The 20,122-nt window shown below is 58.3% G+C and carries 20 protein-coding genes and 1 other annotated feature; of the genes, 7 read left to right on the plus strand and 13 right to left on the minus strand.

The genetic code is table 11. From position 1 onward, the window contains the following. Positions 1–143: 143 nt before the first annotated feature. The 5 genes from dnaJ to tal all read right to left on the minus strand — a co-directional run bounded on the left by dnaJ (position 144) and on the right by tal (position 6,903). Positions 144–1,286 carry a molecular chaperone DnaJ gene (dnaJ, locus tag NV64_RS04710; protein ID WP_056235881.1) on the minus strand — a complete coding sequence of 381 codons (1,143 nt, stop codon included), beginning with the start codon at positions 1,284–1,286 and terminating at the stop codon, positions 144–146. 252 nt (positions 1,287–1,538) lie between these two features. Beyond that, positions 1,539–3,449 carry a molecular chaperone DnaK gene (gene dnaK / locus NV64_RS04715; RefSeq protein ID WP_056235878.1) on the minus strand — a complete coding sequence of 637 codons (1,911 nt, stop codon included), beginning with the start codon at positions 3,447–3,449 and terminating at the stop codon, positions 1,539–1,541. A gap of 238 nt (positions 3,450–3,687) precedes the next feature. Further along, positions 3,688–4,992: an MFS transporter gene (locus NV64_RS04720; protein ID WP_056235876.1), complete on the minus strand. Its 1,305-nt coding sequence runs from the start codon at positions 4,990–4,992 to the stop codon at positions 3,688–3,690. 122 nt (positions 4,993–5,114) lie between these two features. After that, on the minus strand, positions 5,115–5,702 hold the full coding sequence (mog, locus tag NV64_RS04725) for a molybdopterin adenylyltransferase (protein WP_101505429.1): 588 nt from the start codon (positions 5,700–5,702) through the stop codon (positions 5,115–5,117). A gap of 247 nt (positions 5,703–5,949) precedes the next feature. Next, positions 5,950–6,903, minus strand: a complete 954-nt coding sequence (gene tal / locus NV64_RS04730) for a transaldolase (protein ID WP_056235871.1) — start codon at positions 6,901–6,903, stop codon at positions 5,950–5,952. A 258-nt stretch (positions 6,904–7,161) separates the two neighbouring features. Here tal and yaaA point away from each other — a divergent pair, with 258 nt between their 5' ends. The 4 genes from yaaA to NV64_RS04750 all read left to right on the plus strand — a co-directional run bounded on the left by yaaA (position 7,162) and on the right by NV64_RS04750 (position 9,637). Then, positions 7,162–7,935, plus strand: a complete 774-nt coding sequence (gene yaaA / locus NV64_RS04735; RefSeq protein ID WP_056235869.1) for a peroxide stress protein YaaA — start codon at positions 7,162–7,164, stop codon at positions 7,933–7,935. A gap of 143 nt (positions 7,936–8,078) precedes the next feature. Next, entirely contained in the window at positions 8,079–8,678 is a 600-nt protein-coding gene (locus NV64_RS04740) for an AraC family ligand binding domain-containing protein (RefSeq protein ID WP_199177621.1), read from the plus strand. Beyond that, entirely contained in the window at positions 8,675–8,875 is a 201-nt protein-coding gene (locus NV64_RS04745) for a helix-turn-helix domain-containing protein (RefSeq protein ID WP_233208921.1), read from the plus strand. Before NV64_RS04740 ends, NV64_RS04745 begins: the two co-directional genes overlap by 4 nt. Positions 8,876–9,124: 249 nt before the next feature. Next, positions 9,125–9,637: an alpha-L-rhamnosidase C-terminal domain-containing protein gene (locus NV64_RS04750; protein ID WP_199177622.1), complete on the plus strand. Its 513-nt coding sequence runs from the start codon at positions 9,125–9,127 to the stop codon at positions 9,635–9,637. A 204-nt stretch (positions 9,638–9,841) separates the two neighbouring features. On the opposite strand, the gene thrC is transcribed toward NV64_RS04750, so the two are convergent. The 5 genes from thrC to NV64_RS04775 form a co-directional block, all read right to left on the minus strand. After that, positions 9,842–11,128 (minus strand): threonine synthase, encoded by a 1,287-nt coding sequence (thrC, locus tag NV64_RS04755; protein ID WP_056235860.1) that lies wholly within the window; start codon positions 11,126–11,128, stop codon positions 9,842–9,844. A gap of 3 nt (positions 11,129–11,131) precedes the next feature. Further along, complete coding sequence (gene thrB / locus NV64_RS04760; RefSeq protein ID WP_101505431.1) at positions 11,132–12,061, minus strand: homoserine kinase; 930 nt, start codon at positions 12,059–12,061, stop codon at positions 11,132–11,134. 2 nt (positions 12,062–12,063) lie between these two features. Beyond that, the gene (thrA, locus tag NV64_RS04765; RefSeq protein ID WP_101505432.1) at positions 12,064–14,526 is read right to left on the minus strand and encodes a bifunctional aspartate kinase/homoserine dehydrogenase I; all 2,463 of its coding nucleotides are present in this window, start codon (positions 14,524–14,526) and stop codon (positions 12,064–12,066) included. A 25-nt stretch (positions 14,527–14,551) separates the two neighbouring features. Further along, positions 14,552–14,674, minus strand: a sequence feature (Thr leader region). Next, positions 14,610–14,681 carry a thr operon leader peptide gene (gene thrL / locus NV64_RS23650; RefSeq protein ID WP_105594825.1) on the minus strand — a complete coding sequence of 24 codons (72 nt, stop codon included), beginning with the start codon at positions 14,679–14,681 and terminating at the stop codon, positions 14,610–14,612. Its footprint overlaps the feature before it by 65 nt. A 189-nt stretch (positions 14,682–14,870) precedes the next feature. Beyond that, the gene (locus tag NV64_RS04775; RefSeq protein ID WP_056235853.1) at positions 14,871–15,569 is read right to left on the minus strand and encodes a tRNA/rRNA methyltransferase; all 699 of its coding nucleotides are present in this window, start codon (positions 15,567–15,569) and stop codon (positions 14,871–14,873) included. Between the two features lie 602 nt (positions 15,570–16,171). Between NV64_RS04775 and arcA the strand changes: the two genes are divergently transcribed. After that, positions 16,172–16,888, plus strand: coding sequence for a two-component system response regulator ArcA (arcA, locus tag NV64_RS04780; RefSeq protein WP_056235850.1), 717 nt, complete (start codon positions 16,172–16,174; stop codon positions 16,886–16,888). A gap of 48 nt (positions 16,889–16,936) precedes the next feature. Here arcA and creA read toward each other — a convergent pair whose 3' ends face one another. Beyond that, positions 16,937–17,410: a protein CreA gene (gene creA, locus NV64_RS04785; RefSeq protein WP_056235849.1), complete on the minus strand. Its 474-nt coding sequence runs from the start codon at positions 17,408–17,410 to the stop codon at positions 16,937–16,939. 208 nt (positions 17,411–17,618) lie between these two features. On the opposite strand from creA, the gene robA reads away from it, so the two are divergent. Further along, entirely contained in the window at positions 17,619–18,497 is an 879-nt protein-coding gene (gene robA, locus NV64_RS04790) for an MDR efflux pump AcrAB transcriptional activator RobA (protein ID WP_056235846.1), read from the plus strand. Positions 18,498–18,538: 41 nt separating this feature from the next. Here robA and gpmB read toward each other — a convergent pair whose 3' ends face one another. Beyond that, positions 18,539–19,186, minus strand: a complete 648-nt coding sequence (gene gpmB, locus NV64_RS04795; RefSeq protein ID WP_056235842.1) for a 2,3-diphosphoglycerate-dependent phosphoglycerate mutase GpmB — start codon at positions 19,184–19,186, stop codon at positions 18,539–18,541. A 50-nt stretch (positions 19,187–19,236) separates the two neighbouring features. Between gpmB and yjjX the strand changes: the two genes are divergently transcribed. Continuing rightward, positions 19,237–19,764: an inosine/xanthosine triphosphatase gene (gene yjjX, locus NV64_RS04800; RefSeq protein ID WP_056235839.1), complete on the plus strand. Its 528-nt coding sequence runs from the start codon at positions 19,237–19,239 to the stop codon at positions 19,762–19,764. 4 nt (positions 19,765–19,768) lie between these two features. On the opposite strand, the gene trpR is transcribed toward yjjX, so the two are convergent. After that, positions 19,769–20,101, minus strand: coding sequence for a trp operon repressor (gene trpR, locus NV64_RS04805; RefSeq protein ID WP_056235836.1), 333 nt, complete (start codon positions 20,099–20,101; stop codon positions 19,769–19,771). Between the last annotated feature and the right edge of the window lie 21 nt (positions 20,102–20,122).

Raw genomic sequence — 20,122 nt, forward strand, 5'->3', positions numbered from 1 at the left:
GAGGGTCAGAAAAGAAGGGAAGCTTTTAAGGGCTTAAGGCTGACAAAGCATACTTAATCTGCACGGCGAATAAGGGCGGCGCGGAAAACAAAAAAGCGGAGGATTTCCCCTCCGCTTTTAGCGTTGACCGTTTACAGGCGCGGTTAGCGCGTCAGGTCGTCAAAGAACTTCTTCACGCCGTCAAAGAAGCTTTTTGAACGCGGGCTGTTGTTGTGCTCGCCGCTCGGCCCGCCAAAACTCTCTTCCAGCTCGCGCAGCAGCGCTTTCTGCTTGTCATTAAGGCTGACCGGGGTTTCCACCACCACGCGGCACAGCAGGTCGCCCTGCGCGCCACCACGGACGGATTTAACGCCCTTGCCGCGCATGCGGAACAGTTTGCCGGTCTGGGTTTCCGCCGGCACCTTCAGCTTCACCCGGCCATCGAGGGTCGGCACTTCAATTTCGCCGCCGAGCGCCGCCATCACAAAGTTGATCGGCACTTCGCAGTAGAGGTTGTTCTCTTCACGTTCGAAGATATGGTGCTTGCGCACCTGCACCTGAACGTAGAGATCGCCCGCCGGCGCGCCCTGCTCGCCGGCTTCACCTTCACCGGTAAGGCGAATGCGGTCGCCGGTGTCCACGCCCGCCGGAATTTTCACCGACAGGGTTTTAGATTTCTCTACCCGGCCGTGGCCGCGGCAGGCGTTGCACGGATCTTTAATGATCGAGCCGCGCCCCTGGCAGGTCGGGCACGCCTGCTGCACGGTAAAGAAGCCCTGGCGCATCTGCACCTGGCCGGCACCGTGACAGGTGGAACAGGTTTGTGGCTTGGTTCCCACCTTCGCCCCGCTGCCGTGGCAGACGTCACACTCTTCCAGCGTAGGGATACGGATCTCTTTGGTCACGCCGCGTACCGCTTCTTCCAGCGACAGCTCCATGTTGTAGCGTAAATCAGCACCGCGCGCGGCGCGCTGCTGACGGCGGCCTCCGCCGAAGATATCGCCGAATACGTCGCCAAAGATATCACTGAAGTCTGCGCCGCCGCCGCCAAAGCCGCCGTGACCGCCGCCCATACCGCCCTGCTCGAAGGCCGCGTGACCGTACTGATCGTAGGCCGCACGCTTCTGCGCATCGGTCAGAATTTCGTAGGCTTCTTTAATCTCTTTAAACTTGCCTTCGGCTTCTTTATCGCCCTGGTTACGGTCCGGGTGATACTTCATCGCCAGGCGCTTATAGGCCTTTTTGATCTCACGCTCTTCCGCTGATTTGGAAACGCCTAAAATCTCGTAATAATCTTGCTTCGCCATGGTAATTTTCAGCCCTTAACATGCGTGCACGGGCGAGGAGATCTCTCCACGCCCGTGCTGGTTAAATCCGCCACTACGATACATCATGCTTCAGGCTGCCTCTGCGTTGGCTGCTCTCGCTAACCCCAGTCACACAGATCTCTGTGCTGCCGGGGATTCACGCGTTTACCGCCTTGATGCACCCAGGGTAGCCCCCACGAAGGGACCTGAATGGTTGTATGTATCAGTAGTGACGAGCCCGCTCAAGGGCGATTATTTTTTGTCTTTAACTTCTTCGAATTCGGCGTCAACCACGTCGTCATCTTTCTTCGTTGCGTCGGTGGCGTCAGCTGCACCGCCGGCGGCCTGCTGCTGCTGAGCGAACTCCATCAGCTTGCCGGACACTTCCATCAGCGCCTGAATCTTAGCTTCGATTTCCGCTTTGTCTTCGCCTTTCAGCGCGGTGTTCAGCTCGGCCAGCGCCGCTTCGATCGGTGCTTTGTCTTCTGCTGGCAGTTTATCGCCGGCTTCGTCCAGCTGCTTACGGGTGCTGTGCGCAGCCTGATCACCCTGGTTACGGGTCTGCACCAGCTCTTCAAACTTGCGGTCAGATTCTGCGTTCGCTTCCGCGTCACGCACCATTTTTGCGATCTCTTCTTCGTTCAGACCGGAAGAGGCCTTAATGGTGATCTTCTGCTCTTTACCGCTGTTTTTGTCCTTGGCAGACACGTGCAGGATACCGTCGGCATCGATATCGAAGGTCACTTCGATCTGCGGCATGCCGCGCGGCGCTGACTGAATACCGTCGAGGTTAAACTGACCCAGCGATTTGTTATCCGCCGCACGTTTACGCTCGCCCTGCACCACATGGATGGTCACCGCAGACTGGTTGTCTTCTGCCGTTGAGAACACCTGGCTGTGTTTAGTCGGAATAGTGGTGTTCTTGGTGATCAGCGAGGTCATCACGCCGCCCATGGTTTCAATACCCAGCGACAGCGGGGTAACGTCCAGCAGCAGAACGTCTTTGACTTCACCGGCCAGCACGCCACCCTGCACCGCAGCACCTACGGCGACGGCTTCGTCCGGGTTAACGTCTTTACGCGGCTCTTTACCGAAGAACTCGGCCACTTTCGCCTGCACCATTGGCATACGAGTCTGACCACCGACCAGGATCACGTCGTTGATGTCAGAAACCGACAGGCCGGCATCCTGCAGCGCAACTTTCAGCGGATCGATAGAGCGCGCGACCAGGTCTTCTACCAGTGATTCCAGTTTCGCACGGGTCACTTTGATGTTCAGGTGCTTAGGACCGGTGGCATCTGCAGTGATGTACGGCAGGTTAACGTCGGTCTGCTGCGCAGAAGAGAGCTCGATTTTCGCTTTCTCTGCCGCTTCTTTCAGACGCTGCATTGCCAGCGGGTCGTTGTGCAGATCGATGCCCTGATCTTTCTTAAATTCAGCCACGAGGTAGTTGATCATACGGCTGTCGAAGTCTTCACCACCCAGGTGGGTATCACCGTTGGTTGCCAGTACTTCGAAGGTTTTTTCGCCGTCAACTTCGTCGATTTCGATAATGGAGATATCGAAAGTACCGCCGCCCAGGTCATATACCGCGATGGTGCGGTTGCCCTGGCCTTTGTCCAGACCGTAAGCCAGCGCGGCGGCGGTCGGTTCGTTGATGATACGTTTTACTTCCAGACCCGCGATACGGCCGGCGTCTTTGGTTGCCTGGCGCTGCGCATCGTTGAAGTAGGCCGGAACGGTAATTACCGCTTCAGTTACCGGCTCACCCAGGTAATCTTCTGCCGTTTTCTTCATTTTTTTCAGCACTTCGGCTGAAATCTGTGGCGGCGCCACGCGCTGGCCTTTCACGTCCAGCCAGGCATCGCCGTTGTCGGCACCGACGATTTTGAACGGCATGATTTTGATATCACGCTGTACTTCTTCGTCCTGGAAGCGACGGCCAATCAGGCGCTTGATCGCAAACAGGGTGTTCTGCGGGTTAGTCACCGCCTGACGTTTAGCAGGCTGACCGACCAGCGTTTCACCGTCCTGGGTATACGCGATGATCGATGGCGTGGTGCGATCGCCTTCGGCGTTCTCCAGCACACGCGCTTTACCGCCATCCATAATAGCCACACAAGAGTTGGTGGTGCCCAGGTCAATACCAATAATCTTACCCATCTAAACGTCTCCCACTTAAATTTGTTTCAAATCAGGTTATGAACCTTAAATGCGGGCGTTTCCGGCAGTTTCAACTGCGCGCCCTGCGCTTTTTTTCCAGGTTCCTCGCCTCGGATGCCAGATAAGATGGGGCCGAGTGCCCCGGCATCAAGGGGGATGACGAAAAAAATTTCACTTTCGCTATAAAAAAACCCGCTGCGCGGCGGCGGAGCGGGTTTTCAGGAGATGGCGATGCCTTTTAGCGGGCGTCGGCCTGCTTCAGTGACGTACGCTGGCCCGCGTCCCGCAGCAGCCAGCAACCGAGCAGCAGCCCGATCGCCGCCAGCCCGACCACATAATAAGCCGGTGCCATCGGCGTCCACTTCATCAGCAGGGTGATGGTGACCGGCGTCAGGCCGCCAAAAATCGCGTAGGAGAGATTATACGAGAAGGAGAAGCCGGTAAAACGCACCTCGGCCGGGAACGCCCCAACCATCACGAACGGCACCACCCCCACCACGCCCACGCACAGGCCGGCGATGGCATAGGCCACCATCAGCTGCTCCGGCGCCAGCGCCGCTACCTGGAAAAACGACCAGCAGGAGATCGCCAGCAGCAGGCTACCGACAATCAGCACCACCGCCGCACCGAACCTGTCCACCAGCGCCCCGGCGACGATACAGCCGATAATCAGCATCACGGTCGCCACGCTGTTAGCCTGCAGCGCCGCCGTGGCCGGAATGCCGTGCACCTTCTGCAGCAGGGTCGGTGCCATCAGCAGCACCACCATAATACAGGCCGATAGCATCCAGGTGAGCAGCATCGATAGCACCACGCTGCCCTTATGATCGCGCAGCACGGTTTTCAGCGGCAGCCCGGCGGCCAGCGCCTTGCGCTGCTGCATGGCGGTAAACACCGGGGTTTCATGCAGCCAGCGGCGCAGATACATCGCCCCAAGGCCAAAAATGCCGCCCAGCAGGAACGGAATGCGCCAGCCGCCGTCGAGGATCGCCTGCGGGGTCAGCGTGCTGGTCAGCAGCGTGGCGACCAGCGATCCCAGCAGAATACCGAAGGTCAGCCCGGCGGTCAGCGTGCCGCAGGCAAAACCGACGCGCTTTTGCGGCACGTGCTCGGCGACAAACACCCAGGCACCCGGTACCTCACCGCCGATCGCCGCCCCCTGCAGCACGCGCAGCAGCAACAGCGCCACCGGTGCGGCAATACCAATGGTGGCGTAGGTCGGCATCAGCCCCATCGCCAGCGTCGGCAGCGCCATCATCAGAATACTCAGGCTGAACATTTTCTTGCGGCCGCGGCTGTCGCCGAAGTGCGCCATAATCAGCCCACCCAGTGGCCGCGCCAGATAGCCGGCGGCAAAGATCGCAAAGGTCTGCAGCTGGCGCAGCCACTCGGGAATATCCGCCGGGAAGAACAGCTGGCCGATGGTGGCGGCAAAGAAGACGAAGATGATGAAGTCGTAGAACTCCAGCGCACCACCGAGGGCGGCCAGAGATAACGTTTTATAGTCCTGCCCGGTAAGGCGATGCGCGGTTTCGGATGCCATTGCTGATAAGTCCAGTGTCAGATGAAATTCATATAGTCCGTTGTGTAAAGCTAAACGTACTATATCGTCAATTTACTGACACACCATTGCAAGCTGGATCTTATCCGTGAAATAGCAGATTTTTAGCCGTTTGTTTCACGTCTGGCACTTTTAGGCCGAAAAGCTGCTACCACCTGCGGATCTGTCTCGACGTATGGGCCCTCCAGCAGCTGGATGCAGTACGGCACGCTGGCAAAAATGCCCGCCACCAGCGCTTTGCCGTCGGCATCTTTCAGCCCTTCCAGCGTCTCCTGAATCGACTTCGGCTGGCCGGGCAGGTTGATCACTAAAGACTGTTTGCGGATCACCCCCACCTGGCGGGAGAGGATCGCGGTGGGTACAAAGTTAAGGCTAATCTGGCGCATCTGCTCGCCAAAACCGGGCATCTCGCGATCGGCAATCGCCAGCGTGGCGTCCGGCGTCACGTCGCGCCGCGCCGGGCCGGTGCCGCCGGTGGTGAGCACCAGATGACAGAACAGCTCGTCGACCAGTTCACAGATCGCCTGCTCAATCATCGGCTGCTCATCGGGCACCAGACGCGTCTCTATTTCGAACGGCGTGGTCAGCGCGCGTCTCAGCCAGACTTCCAGCGCCGGCAGCCCCAGGTCGGGATAGATGCCGTTAGCGGCGCGGTCGGAAACGGAGATCAGTCCTATGCGGAGTGTGTTCATATTGGGTTCGCCGTCAGCAAAGAAGAGAGGCAGGCAGTATAACCGCAAAGCACCATGAGTGGCAGGCACAGAGAGCAGGAAGGCGGGGGGAGGTTCGTGTTGCCGGGGACAGCTGCCAGAGAGACGCCAGGTCTGCACAGAGGCCTTAGCGGGCCAGAGCGGGTGAAGGCAGTGGAGGCAGTGGAGGCAGTGGAGGCAGTGGAGGCAGTGGAGGCAGTGCGGCCGGTGACCCGGCCGCGCTTAACGATTACAGCAGGTCGGCAATCATTTTATCCAGTTTGCCCTGGTCGATGGCAAAGTTACGGATGCCTTCAGCCAGTTTCTGTACCGCCATTGGATCCTGGTTGTGCTGCCACAGGAACTCAGCCTCGGTCATTTTAGCCGGACGCGCTTTCACTTCACCGGTGTAAGACAGCTTGCGCTCAACGGTGCCTTCGGTCTCCGCCAGCTCTTTCAGCAGGCCCGGGGAGATGGTCAGACGGTCACAGCCGGCCAGTTCGATGATCTCACCGACGTTACGGAAGCTGGCGCCCATCACCACGGTCTCGTAACCGTGCTGCTTGTAGTATTCGTAGATTTCGGTCACTGACACCACGCCTGGATCTTCATTCGGCGCGTACTCTTTCTTGTCGGTGTTGGCTTTGTACCAGTCGAGGATACGGCCCACGAACGGAGAGATCAGGAACACACCCGCTTCTGCGCAGGAACGCGCCTGAGCGAAGGAGAACAGCAGGGTCAGGTTACAGTTGATGCCTTCTTTTTCCAGCTGCTCGGCGGCACGGATGCCCTGCCAGGTGGACGCCAGCTTGATCAGGATGCGGTCGTTGCTGATGCCGGCATCGTTGTACAGTTTGATCAGGCTGCGTGCCTTGGCTACGCTGCCTTCGGTGTCGTAAGACAGACGCGCATCAACTTCGGTAGAGATGCGGCCCGGAACCAGCTTCAGGATCTCCAGACCGATGTTCACCGCCAGCTTGTCAGCGGCGTAAGCGACCTGCTCTGCTTTATCGCTGCTCTGCTCGCGCGCCCAGACAACAGCTTCGTCAATCAGCTTACGGTATTCTGGGATCTGCGCTGCGCTCAGGATCAGCGACGGGTTAGTGGTCGCATCCTGAGGTTTGTAGAGTTTCATTGCCGCGATATCGCCGGTGTCGGCAACTACGGTAGTGACTTGACGCAGGGAGGTTAATTTGTCCGTCATGTTTGTCATTCTCATCGAGGTTGATTTGATAGGGTGTTGAAAATGTCTGCCCCGGATGATAGCACGCGCAACTCACCATGCAAGCAGCAGCGTTCCCCGTAACACCAGTGACGAACATCGCAGCACAAATGGCTATTTATCCACTATTTTATGCGGGTAATACCCCTGGCCTATGGCAGTGATTTACCCGTCCGGCGAGCTTTTTTGGTAAAGTAAGCGCTGAGGTTTATCGCAACGAGTCATCACAAGGAAACGACGATGTTAATGGTAATTTCCCCGGCTAAAACGCTGGACTATGAAAGCCCGTTGGCGACGGCGCGTTTCACGCAACCGGCGCTGCTGGATCAGTCGCAGCAGCTGATTGAGGTGGCACGCCAGCTCTCCCCGGCGCAGGTGGGTACGCTGATGCACATCAGCGACAAGCTGGCGCTGCTTAACGCAGAGCGCTTCAACGACTGGCAGCCGGATTTCACCCCGGACAACGCCCGTCAGGCGATTCTGGCCTTTAAGGGCGACGTTTACACCGGCCTGCAGGCGGAAACCTTCAGCGAGGCGGATTTTGACTTTGCCCAGAGCCACCTGCGGATGCTCTCCGGGCTGTACGGCCTGCTGCGCCCGCTGGATCTGATGATGCCCTACCGCCTTGAGATGGGCATCAGGCTGGAGAACCCGCGCGCGAAGGACCTTTACGGCTTCTGGGGCGATCGCATTACTACGGCACTGAACGCCGCGCTGGCGGAACAGGGCGACAGCGTGCTGATTAATCTCGCCTCCGACGAATACTTTAAATCGGTTAAGCCTAAGCAACTTAACGCCGACATCATCAAGCCGGTGTTCCTCGATGAGAAGAACGGCAAGTTCAAGGTGATCAGCTTCTACGCCAAGAAGGCGCGCGGCCTGATGAGCCGCTACATCATTCAGAACCGCCTGACGCAGCCGGAACAGCTGAAGAAATTCAACATCGACGGCTACGTCTATGACGCCGACGGCAGCAGCGGTAACGAGCTGGTGTTTAAGCGCCGCGAAGCGTAATGCCACGCCGGGCAGCGCCCCTGCCCGGCCCCCTTTCACCTGCTGTTCGTTAACCCGCTCACAAATTTTGCATCACCACTCGCGCGCCCGGCAACGGTTGTCCAGGCTTGTCATCATTCAGTCACCGACAGGAAGCCTGTCTGATGCACACGCTCTGTATGGAAAAATACTTCAGCGCCGACAGCCAGCCGTTCGCGCTCTACGTCAGCGCTCCGGAACGCAATAACTGCGAGCACAGCCATGAATTCGACGAACTGGTGTTTGTTGAAAGCGGGCACGGCCTGCACGTGCTCAACGGCCAGCCCGGCTTTGTCCAGCAGGGTGATGTGTTCTTCGTACACGGCCAGGAAAGCCATTTTTACGACCGGCTGGGCACGCTCAGATTAACCAACCTGCTGATCAACACCCGTCGGCCGTTACGCTATCTGAGCAATCTTCAGCCGCTGCTGAACGGTATTAACCGCCCCCCCGACCAGCAGCCGGGCTGGCTGACGCCACAGGAGCGTCTGGCCTGCCGTCAGACCATTGCCCGCCTGACCGCGCCCTCCAGCGACGCGCTGCTGGATGACGCCGCCCGGGAGGTGGTCTGGTTAGAGCTGCTACTCTCCCTTCATCGCTCCCTGAGCAGCGCCAGTCGCGGCCATACCCATTTTAAAGCCCATCGTCTGATCCAGAAGAGATCGACTGGGACACGCTGTGCAGCCATTTTCTGCTCAGTAAACGCACGCTGTATCGCCAGGTGAAAGAGATTACCGGGCTTTCTCCGCACCAGTTTATTCGTAAACAGCGCCTGCTCGCCGCGCGCGTCTGGTTGCGCAGCGGGGAAGCGAGCATTACGGACATCGCCTTCCGCTGCGGTTTTAGCAGCAGCAACCACTTCTCCTCCAGCTACAAAAATCTGTTCGGCTACGCTCCCTCACAGGAACCCCTTCAGCCATAAAGCCCGCACGCCATTTGTGAGCGGCAGCATGGCAATCTTTCCCTCAGTGCCACCCGCGGTACGCATTTGGCGACGCGGCGGTGGCCGCTGCAGTGGGCATTTTTATAATCAGAACGTTACCTGCTAACGGTGGCATCCGGGCGGTCAGCCCGCATAAACAGGCATCAGTGCCTCTGATAACAACAATACTTCCTGTACCCGAGGTCTTTATGCAGACGAAACCTGACATCAGTCTGGCGATGTGGTGGCGTGCCGGTGTCGCTGGCGATGATCGCCGAAGAAGCCCCGGACGGTGCGCGGGCGAAGCTGCTGCAGTTCAGCCATATGCTGCAGTGCCGCGAATGCCCGTCATGGCTGTACCAGGTGGATATGGGCGCGACCACCATCTGGGAGCGCTGGGACAGTATGCAGCCGGACGGCACGGTTAACAGCGGTGAGATGACCTCCTTTAATCACTACGCGCTCGGAGCGGTGGCCGACTGGCTGCACCGGGTGGTCGGGGGCATTGAGAATGCGGGCAGCGGCTACGATCGCATTCTGTTCCGTCCGCGCCCCGGCGGCGGCGTCAGCCACGCGAAATGCGAGCTGGCGTCGCCTTATGGCCGTATTGCCTCAGGCTGGCAAATTACCGATGGCACCTTCTCAGTGACGGTGGAGGTGCCGCCAGGGGCCGGCGCGGAGCTGGTGATGCCGGACGGCACGCGCCACACGCTGACCAACGGAGAGCATCGTTATGCGTGTCGCTGGGCGGCTGACCGTTGAACTTCCCCGCTGCAGAGCATGACCGGACGTCATGGCGCTCTATTTATTGCTGCGCAAAACGGTGGCATGCCCGTTAATCAGCCGTAAACCGGCAGCAGAGGCGTAAAAAAAGGAGCCCCACCCCGGGACTCCTTTACGCATTAACATGCCCGCCGGCGGAGGGTTCCGTATCATCCCCCCCCGTTTCCCCGGCTGCAGGCAATCCTACTTCTTCAGCAGAAACGCCCGCAGTTCAGCAAAGTCCGCTTTCATGTTGTGCGACAGCAGATCCAGATCGGCACGTTCTGCCAGCGCTTCCGGTACCGGCAGCTTGCGCTCGAGGATCGCTTCCACGCTCTCGATAAACTTGGCCGGGTGTGCGGTGCCGAGGAACAGGCCGAATTCGCCCTCCTGCAGCTGATCGCGCAGCATACGGTAAGCGATCGCCGCGTGCGGCTCGGAGATATAGCCGAGATCCGCCAGCTCGCGCATGGTGGCTTTGGTGGTCTCATCACTCACCGCGCCGAAGCCAAGATCCTGCAGACGCCAGGTTTTGCGGCGGAAGATCTCTTCCACGCGCGGCCAGTTGTTCGGCTGCGATACGTCCATAGCGTTAGAGAGAGTGGCTACGGTCTGGTTTGGCGTCCACTGGCCGTCGGCAAGGAAGCGCGGTACGGTGTCGTTGGCGTTAGTCGCGGCGATAAAGCGCTTCACCGGCAGACCCAGTGATTTCGCCAGCAGGCCGGCGGTCAGGTCGCCGAAGTTGCCGCTCGGCACCGAGATCACCAGCTGGTTGCGTTTTTCCTGCGGCAGCTGCGCCACGGCTTCAAAGTAGTAGCAGATCTGCGCCAGCAGGCGGCTGATGTTGATTGAGTTAGCCGAGTTCAGGCCAATCGCCTTCTTCAGCTCTTCATCGTCAAACGACTGTTTGACCAGCGCCTGGCAGGCGTCGAAGTCGCCGTCGATGGCGATGGTTTCAATGTTGCCACCGAGGGTGCAGAACAGTTTTTCCTGCAGCGGGCTGATCTTGCCCTGCGGATAGAGGATCACCACGCGCACGTTTTCCATGCCGTAGAAGGCGTGGGCCACGGCGGCACCGGTATCACCGGAGGTCGCGGTCAGAATGGTGATCTGCTCGTCGGCACCGCTGACGTAAGCCAGCATCTGCGCCATAAAACGGCCGCCGAAGTCTTTAAATGCCAGCGTCGGTCCGTGGAACAGTTCCAGCGCGGCAACGTCGTCGGTCACGCTGACCACCGGTGCCGGGAAGGTAAAGGCGGTTTTCACGCGCTCATTCAGCTGATGTGCGGCAATTTCATCGCCGATAAAGGCCGAGAGAATTTTGCTGCTGCGGGTAACAAAATCCATCTCCAGCAGTGCATCGATGTCGGTCAGCTCAAATTCCGGCAGTTCCAGTGGAAAGAACAGGCCCTGCTGCTTGCCCAGCCCCTGCTTTACCGCCTGTGCAAAGCTGACCTGCTCGTTGTGATCCTTAAGGTTATACAGTTTCATGCGTTATCCCAGTTTACGTGCGCCAGCCGTGTCGAGGCGGCAAATATGAACGAAGCCTTCATCATTTTGCAGATAGTTCTGGCGAAGCCAGTCCGCCATCCGCTGGGCCGTCTCCGGCTGGTTGCACACGGCAAACAGCGTCGGCCCGGAGCCGGAGATACCACAGGCCAGCGCGCCGATATCGGCGGCAGCCTGGCGGGCTGCGGCAAAGCCCGGTAACAGTTGCGTGCGGTACGGTTCGGCAATCACGTCCTGCATCAGTTTCGCCGCCAGTTCCGGCTGCTGGCTGTGGCAGGCGTGAATAAAGCCGCCGAGGTAGCGCCCGTGACGAATAATGTCCTGTTTGCTGTAGCTGGCAGGCAGGATCGCGCGCGCTTCCGCGGTCGACACCTTAATGCCCGGATAGGCCATTACCCACAGCCAGTCAGCAAACCCTGGCACGGCCTGGCTGATAATGCCATTCTCTTCCAGCATCAGCTGAATGCCGCCGAGGAAGCAGGGTGCCACGTTGTCGTAGTGTACGCTGCCGGAAATCCGTCCTTCCAACTCGCCCATCAGTGCCAGCATTTCAGTGTCATTCAGCGGCCTGCCGCAGTGCTCGTTCATCGCCATCAGCCCGGCGACGACTGAACAGGCGCTGGAACCGAGGCCGGAGCCAATCGGCATGTTTTTTTCCAGCGTCATCGCCACCGGCACTTCGCGGCCAATGGCTTCGCAAAAGCGCTGCCAGCACTGGTAAACGATATTCTCTTTCGGGCCTGCCGGCAGCTTGCTGACGAAGCGGCCTTCATTGCGCAGGCTGAAGCTTTCCGCCGCCTCAACGCTGACGCAGTCACCCAGCAGCGTGCCGTCCACCGGCGACACCGCCGCCCCTAAGACGTCGAAGCCGACGCTGACGTTGCCAATTGAGGCAGGGGCATAAATTTTAACCATCTTCAAACTCCCAACTTCCAGGACAGGGTACGTAACAGGTCAGCAAACACGCCCGCGGCGGTCACATCGTTACCGGCGCCGTAGCCGCGCAGCACCAGCGGAATCGGCTGGTAGTAACGGCTGTAGAAGGCCAGCGCGTTTTCACCATTTTTCACTTTATACAGCGGGTCGTTGCCGTCTACCGCGTCAATCTTCACGCGGCAGCGGCCGCCCTCTTCAATCGCGCCGACAAAACGTAACACTTTTCCGGCGTCACGGGCAGTGGCCACCCGCGCGGCAAAGGCGTCATCCAGCTCCGGCAGACGATGCATAAACGCTTCCACGTCGCTGATGGCGGTAAACTCTTCCGGCAGCACCGCTTCAATCTCAATGTCGCTCAGCTCCAGCTGATGGCCTGCCTCACGGGCGAGGATCAGCAGCTTGCGCGCCACGTCCATGCCGGAGAGATCGTCACGCGGATCCGGCTCGGTAAAGCCCATCTCGCGCGCCATGCTGGTGGCGGCCGAGAGGGAAACGCCTTCGTCGAGCTTGCCGAAGATAAAGGAGAGCGAACCGGAGAGGATGCCGGAGAAGCGCAGCAGCTCGTCGCCGGCGTTCAGCAGGTTCTGCAGGTTTTCGATCACCGGCAGCCCGGCACCGACGTTGGTGTCGTAGAGGAACTTACGGCGTGATTTCGCCGCCGCCGCACGCATCTGCTGGTAGTAGCTCCATGAGGATGTATTGGCTTTCTTGTTCGGCGTTACCACGTGGAAGCCGTCCGCCAGGAAGTCGGCGTACTGATCGGCAACCTGCTGGCTGGAGGTACAGTCGACGATCACCGGGTTCAGCAGGTGATACTCCTTAACCAGCCGGTTCAGGCGCCTGAGATCGAACGGCTCCTGCGCCGCCTGCAGCTGCTCCTGCCAGTTTTCCAGCGCGATGCCGTGCACGCCGGTCAGCAGCGCGCGCGAGTTGGCGATGCCGCAGACGCGCAGGTCGATATGCTTGTTCTTCAGCCACGCCTGCTGGCGATGCAGCTGGTCGATCAGCGCGCCGCCGACGCCGCCGGTGCCGATCACAAACACTTCGATCACCTGGTCGGTGGCGAACAGCATCTGGTGCACCACGCGCACGCCGGTGATCGCCTCATCGTTATTCACCACCACCGAGATCGAACGCTCGGAAGATCCCTGCGCGATCGCCACGATATTGATATTGGCGCGGGCCAGCGCCGAGAAGAACTTGGCGGAGATACCGCGCAGGGTGCGCATACCGTCACCCACCACCGAGATCACCGCCAGGTGCTCCATCACGTCCAGCGGCTCCAGCAGGCCGTCCTTCAGCTCCAGGTGGAACTCATCTTCCAGCACCCGACGCGCACGCGGCAGGTCACTTTGTGGCACGCAGAAGCTGATGCTGTATTCAGAGGAGGACTGGGTGATCAGCACCACCGAGATGCCGCTGCGTGACAGCGCGCTGAACACTCGCGCGGCCATGCCGATCATCCCTTTCATTCCCGGACCGGAGACGTTAAACATCGCCATATTGTTCAGGTTGGTGATGCCCTTCACCGGGTTCTCTTCATCGCTGCCCTCGCCGCCGATCAGCGTGCCGGGGGCCTGCGGATTAGCGGTGTTTTTAATCAGACAAGGGATCTGGAACTGGGCGATGGGCGCGATAGTGCGGGGATGGAGGACTTTGGCACCGAAGTAAGAGAGCTCCATCGCCTCCTGGTAAGACATCGACTTCAGCAGCCGCGCGTCGGGCACCTGGCGCGGATCGCAGGTATAGACGCCGTCCACGTCGGTCCAGATCTCACAGCAGTCGGCGCGCAGGCAGGCGGCCAGCACGGCGGCAGAGTAATCGGAGCCGTTACGGCCCAGCACCACCAGCTCACCGCGGTCGTTGCCGGCGGTGAAACCGGCCATCAGGATCATATTGCCGGCCGGGATTTTGCCGGCGGCGATGCGGCGGGTGGATTCAGGGATATCGACGGTGGATTCAAGATAGTGGCCGACCGCCAGCAGGTTCTCAACCGGGTTGATCACGCTGACGCCCCAGCCGCGCGCCTGTAGCAGCGCCTCCATGATCGCAATCGACAGCTTCTCGCCACGGCAGATGATTGCCGCATTCACGCTGTCCGGGCACTGGCCCAGCAGGCTGATGCCGTGCAGCACCTGCTTCAGCTGCGCGAACTCCTGATCGACCAGCGTTTTTACCCGCTCCAGCGCAAAGCCCGGCTGGGCTTCAGCCAGGCCCTGCAGCAGGCTGGCAAAAATGTGCTCGGCGTCGCTGATATTCGGCGTGGCGTCCTGGCCACTGATGGTTTTCTCAATCATCGCCACCAGATGGTTGGTAATTTTGGCCGGAGCGGACAATACGGTAGCGACCTGTCCCTGCTGTGCATTGCTCTCCAGAATGTCCGCCACCCGCAGAAAACGTTCCGCGTTGGCTACTGAGGTCCCACCGAATTTCAGCACTCGCATGTTAAAGCTCTCCTGAATTTTTGCCGAAAAAAAAGCCCGCACTGGTTAGGTGCGGGCTTATTTTTTTGTTTTTCCTGTATGCGTCAGCCCGCACCGTTACCTGTAGTAATGGTGGTGGTAATAATGATTGTGGTAATCAGGCTGTTTTTACGCATTTTAGATTTATCGTCTGTCTGTAAAATCTGTCGGCCTCCAGAAGTAAAGCAAACGGCCGGGTAAGTCAATTTTTTTATGTTTTACGGCCCGGACGGGGTGCGACAGCCCGAGGCGGGTTCTGCCGCAACGGCCTGGTGGTTCTGTGCCTGGTATAAATAATCGTAGTTATTCCCGCCGTGGATTGTCACTTAACCAGCGTTTTTATCTGCCAGCTTTTTTTCCACATCGTGCAGTAAACGGTGCAACATCGCCGTATCCCGCTGCTGCAACAGACCCAGCCGCTGCTGCAGCCAGTCGGCCAGTTTTTCATCCCCCGCCACCTCTAACTGCTGCAGCAGTGCCTGGCTGCGCTGTCGTAACGCGGCCAGCTGCGGGGCATCGGCCACCGGCGCAGACCCTGCGCTCACCTGCTGCAACGCCGACAGCTGATAGCAGTACACCATCACCGCCTGGCCGAGATTAAGCGAAGGGTAGTCATTCGCCATCGGGATGCCGGTCAGCAGGTCGACCTGCGCCAGTTCGTCGTTGGTCAGCCCGCTGTCTTCGCGGCCAAACACCAGCGCGGCGCTGTTGATCCACTGCACCTTCTCTTCCAGCACCGTCTGCACCTGCTGCGGGGTAGCGTAGTAGCGGAACTTCGCCCGGCTGCGCGCGGTGGTGGCAATGCTGAAATCAATATCCGCCAGCGCCTCTGCCAGCGAGTCCCAGTGGCTGGCCGCGTCGAGGATCTCGCCGGCCCCGTGCGCCACCCGCTGCGCCGCCGGCTCCAGATGCACCTGACTGTTAACGATACGTAACTCGCTAAACCCCATGGTTTTCATCGCGCGGGCGGCCGCACCGACGTTTTCAGCACGGGCGGGAGAGACAAGAATCAGTGGAAAACGCATAGCGGCCTTCAGAATCGTAAAATGGGCGCTTACTTTGCCATGTCAGCCGGGGAAATAACAGGTGCAGCACGGTACGACGATCCGCCCCACGGCGAATACAAATTACTGCTATCAGATGGTATACTCATCCTTTATTGAATAAGCCGCATAAGCCGCTGTCTCAATAATTAAAGTGTTTTTTATCAAATAATTAACAATTGTTAAAAACACTATCTACGGCTTATTAACTTTTCAGCCTGATGTGTCAATCGGCCCGGCTATTTGTGAGCTAACCCGGCATTATGGGAAGGGTTTTTCACAAAAGTGTTAACGTGCTACACTTGGTTTGATATAAGTCAACTAAGCGTTGTTTTGTTGCGTACGGGTTGTTGCCTGTGCTGTTATGTTGCTGTTAATGCAGTTAGGATACACGCCGTTGCGGCAGTAAAAGCCCCTGTCGCCCCCCCGTACGGGTAACCATGTTGTTGACGGCCCTGAAGTGTGTATCAAGAACATCATTCTGTACTGCTGTTACGTTGTCAGCGTTACCGGTTTTTCGCCGGCGCCCCCGGTAACAGCCGTATGTCCTGTTTCGATTTTGTTGGCAATTAGGTAGCGAACACATGCAGACCCCGCACATACTTATCGTTGAAGACGAATTAGTCACTCGTAATACGCTCAAAAGTATTTTTGAAGCCGAAGGCTACATGGTTTTCGAAGCGACGGATGGTGCCGAAATGCATCAGATTCTGACGGATAACGACGTCAATCTGGTCATTATGGACATCAACCTGCCGGGCAAAAACGGACTGCTGCTGGCGCGTGAACTGCGCGAGCAGGCAAATGTTGCACTGATGTTCCTGACCGGTCGTGATAACGAAGTCGACAAGATCCTTGGCCTGGAAATTGGTGCGGATGACTATATTACCAAGCCCTTTAACCCACGCGAGCTGACCATCCGCGCACGCAACCTGCTGTCACGTACCATGAACCTGGCGGTCGTCAGTGAAGAGCGCAAACTGGTTGAAAGCTACCGTTTCAACGGCTGGGAACTGGATATCAACAGCCGCTCGCTGGTCAGTCCGCAGGGCGAGCAGTACAAGCTGCCGCGCAGTGAATTCCGTGCCATGCTGCACTTCTGCGAAAACCCAGGTAAAATTCAGACCCGTGCCGACCTGCTGAAGAAAATGACCGGGCGCGAGCTGAAACCGCACGACCGCACCGTTGACGTCACCATTCGTCGCATCCGTAAGCATTTCGAATCGACGCCGGACACCCCGGAAATTATCGCCACTATCCACGGTGAAGGTTATCGTTTCTGCGGCGATCTGCAGGACTAATTATTTCTGCGTTCAGGTTCAGGGCGAGGTTAACCTCGCCCTTTTGCATTACTTACCCCAGGGCATGATCGGCACCGCGCTCAGTGCATTCTTTGGCGACCCTTCCACCACTTTGTCCGAATAGCTCAGATAGATTAACGCGTGGCGTTTCTGGTCATAAAAACGCACCACCTGCAGCTTCTTAAACACCAGTGACGTGCGCTTGCGGAACACCACTTCGCCTTCGGCTTTGCCCTGCGCGATCTTATCGCTGAGCGCGATCGGGCCGACCTGCTGGCAGGAGATCGCCGCATCGGCCGTATCCTCTGCCAGCCCCAGCCCACCTTTGATGCCGCCGGTTTTCGAACGGCTCAGATAGCAGGTGACGTTCTGCACGTCCGGGTCATCAAACGCCTCAACCACAATTTTGTGATCGGGGCCGAACATTTTAAATACCGTGTCGACAGAACCCACTTCTTCAGCATGAGAAGCAAATGTTGCGCTCAGGATTGAAGCGACTATTAACACTTTTTTAATTGTCATGACGTTACCATTTCAATGAGAATAGATGACATTGTAAGCTATCTTGCAATACAGAGCGTTACGGCTGGTCACACAAAACGTCTGGTAAACGCGTAGTGATTAAGCACGTTTTTACAATAAACCCCCAATATTTTGCATTTGCATATAATGCTAACATTTGTCGACTTTGCAATTCATGCACTAACACCGAGTAGAATGAGGACGATTTATGGACAAAGCCGGTATCATTCGAGATTTGCTTGTCTGGCTGGAGAGCCATCTGGACCAGCCACTATCACTGGACAACGTGGCGGCCAAAGCAGGATATTCAAAATGGCATCTGCAAAGAATGTTCAAGGAAGTAACCGACCACGCTATCGGCGCCTATATTCGCGCCCGACGCCTGTCGAAGGCCGCTGTGGCTCTGCGCCTCACCAGCCGCCCGATCCTGGACATTGCTTTACAGTACCGGTTTGATTCCCAGCAGACCTTCACCCGGGCTTTCAAAAAGCAGTTTACCCAGACGCCAGCCTGGTATCGCCGGTCATCCGACTGGAATGCCTTTGGTTTACGGCCACCGATCCGCCTTGGCGACACAGCCCTGCCACAACCCGCATGGGTCACGCTGCCGGAGATGTTGCTGGCCGGTCAGACGCAGAGCTATACCTGTACCCTGGAACAGATCTCCCGTTTCCGCGATCAGATGCGCCTGCACTTCTGGCGTCAGTTCCTGACGGAAACCGACACGGTTCCCCCGGTGCTGTATGGCCTGCATCAGGCTCGACCGAGCCACGACAAAGACGACGAACAGGAGATCTTCTACACCACTGCAGTACCGATAGATCACCTGTCGGATCAGCTGCAGTCAACCCAGACCGTCCTGCTGGAGGGTGGAGAGTATGTCCAGTTCAACTATCAGGGCCTGCGGAGCGGACTGCAGGATTTTGTCCTGCTGCTGTACGGCACCTGTATGCCGTTACTGAATCTGACCCGTCGTCACGGCCAGGATATCGAACGTTTCCACACCCACGGCGGCAAGAAACGGCCCGAACCGCCGATCGATATTCGCTGTGAATACCTGATCCCGATCCGGGCCAGACCGCTGTAATCCAGGCAACTCATCAGGGCCGGTCCTGCCGGCCCTTCAGGTTAACGCTGCAGTTCGTCCAGCGCCACGTCATGCAGATGCGACACGTCCCCTGCCGTCTCAACCACCCAGCCGGAAGCCAGCCACGGGCTCTGCTGATAATCGACGCGAGAGATGGAACAGTTACGCAGGCGCAGGCGACGCTCTGAACTGGCGGGCAGACCGAGAATGGTGCTGACCAGCACCCCGAGCGCCATACCGTGGCTGACGATCAGCGGCCGGCTCCCTTCAGGCAGCTGCAGGCAGGTGTTCAGCGCCTGATGCATACGTTCCGCCATTTCAGACATCGATTCACCCTGCGGAATGCGGCCCCCTTCGGTTCCGTCCACCAGCGTCTTACGCCAGCCTTCCTCTTCTGCGCTCAGTGAATCCAGCGGCCGCTGTTCCAGCACGCCCATATTCAGCTCACGCAGGCGCGGATCGAGTCTGACCTCGCAGCCGCAGGCGTCAGCGATAATTTCAGCGGTACGACGGGTACGCCCCAAATCGCTGGCGATCACGTGGGTAATGCCGAGATGTTTTACCCGGTCTCCCACCTGATGCGCCTGCTGTTCTCCTTTAGCCGTAAGGGCGCTGTCTGACTGCCCCTGAATGCGGCGTGCGGCATTCCAGAGGGTTTCTCCGTGGCGAACAAGATAGACTTGTAACATGCTATTTTCCGTTATACTGCAGCTAATTTGCGTAGAGGGTCCAAACAATTATGCACAATGTTGTCGCGGCTACCATGAATCCAGCCAAAATTAAGGCAATTTCCCAGGCGTTCAGCGATATCTTCGGCGAAGGATCCTGCCATATTCAGGGTGTGGAGGTCGACAGCGGCGTAGCGCCACAGCCGCTCAGCGATACAGAAACGCGAACTGGCGCACGTCAGCGCGTGATTAACGCCCGCGAAATCCGCCCGGATGCCGACTTCTGGGTGGCGATTGAAGCCGGCATTGAGGGTGACAGTGCGTTTGCGTGGATGGTGATTGAAGACGGCCAGCAGCGCGGCGAGTCCCGTTCGGCCAGCTTCACCCTGCCGGCGATCGTCATGCAGGGTATAAATCAGGGTCGGGAGCTGGGCGAAGAGATGTCACGTCTGACCGGGATTGAGAATATTAAACATAAAGGGGGCGCGATCGGTGCCTTTACCGCCGGCCAGCTGACGCGCAGCAGCGTCTATCATCAGGCGCTGATCCTGGCGCTGTGCCCGTTCCACAACCCGGTGTATCAGTTGCCCGCAGACTAGCGGCTCACACTTTATCTGGCCCATTCAGCAACTGCGCGTCCAGCCAGGCTTTTAAGGCAGGTGGCGCGCTTTTGAGGCTGTTTGAGCCGCGGGTAATGGTGGCAATACCGGCGCCGAGCTCGTTTTTCAGCTCGCGCTGGCTCATCTCGCCGCGCATCAACTCTTCAATAATCCGCAGCCGGGTGCCCAGCGCATCACGCTCGTCCGGGGTCAGCATCAGCTGCAGCAGCGGCAGGTGCAGTTCGCCTTCAAAAGCCCGCTGTAGCAGCGTGACAAAGCGCTGCCACTCCGCATTTGCAGGTTCAGCCGTTACGGGAACAGGGTGGTTATCGGTCATCGTAAGCCGCCATACTATTGA

It is taken from the genome of Erwinia sp. B116 (genome assembly GCF_002865965.1).
Classification (GTDB): domain Bacteria; phylum Pseudomonadota; class Gammaproteobacteria; order Enterobacterales; family Enterobacteriaceae; genus Erwinia.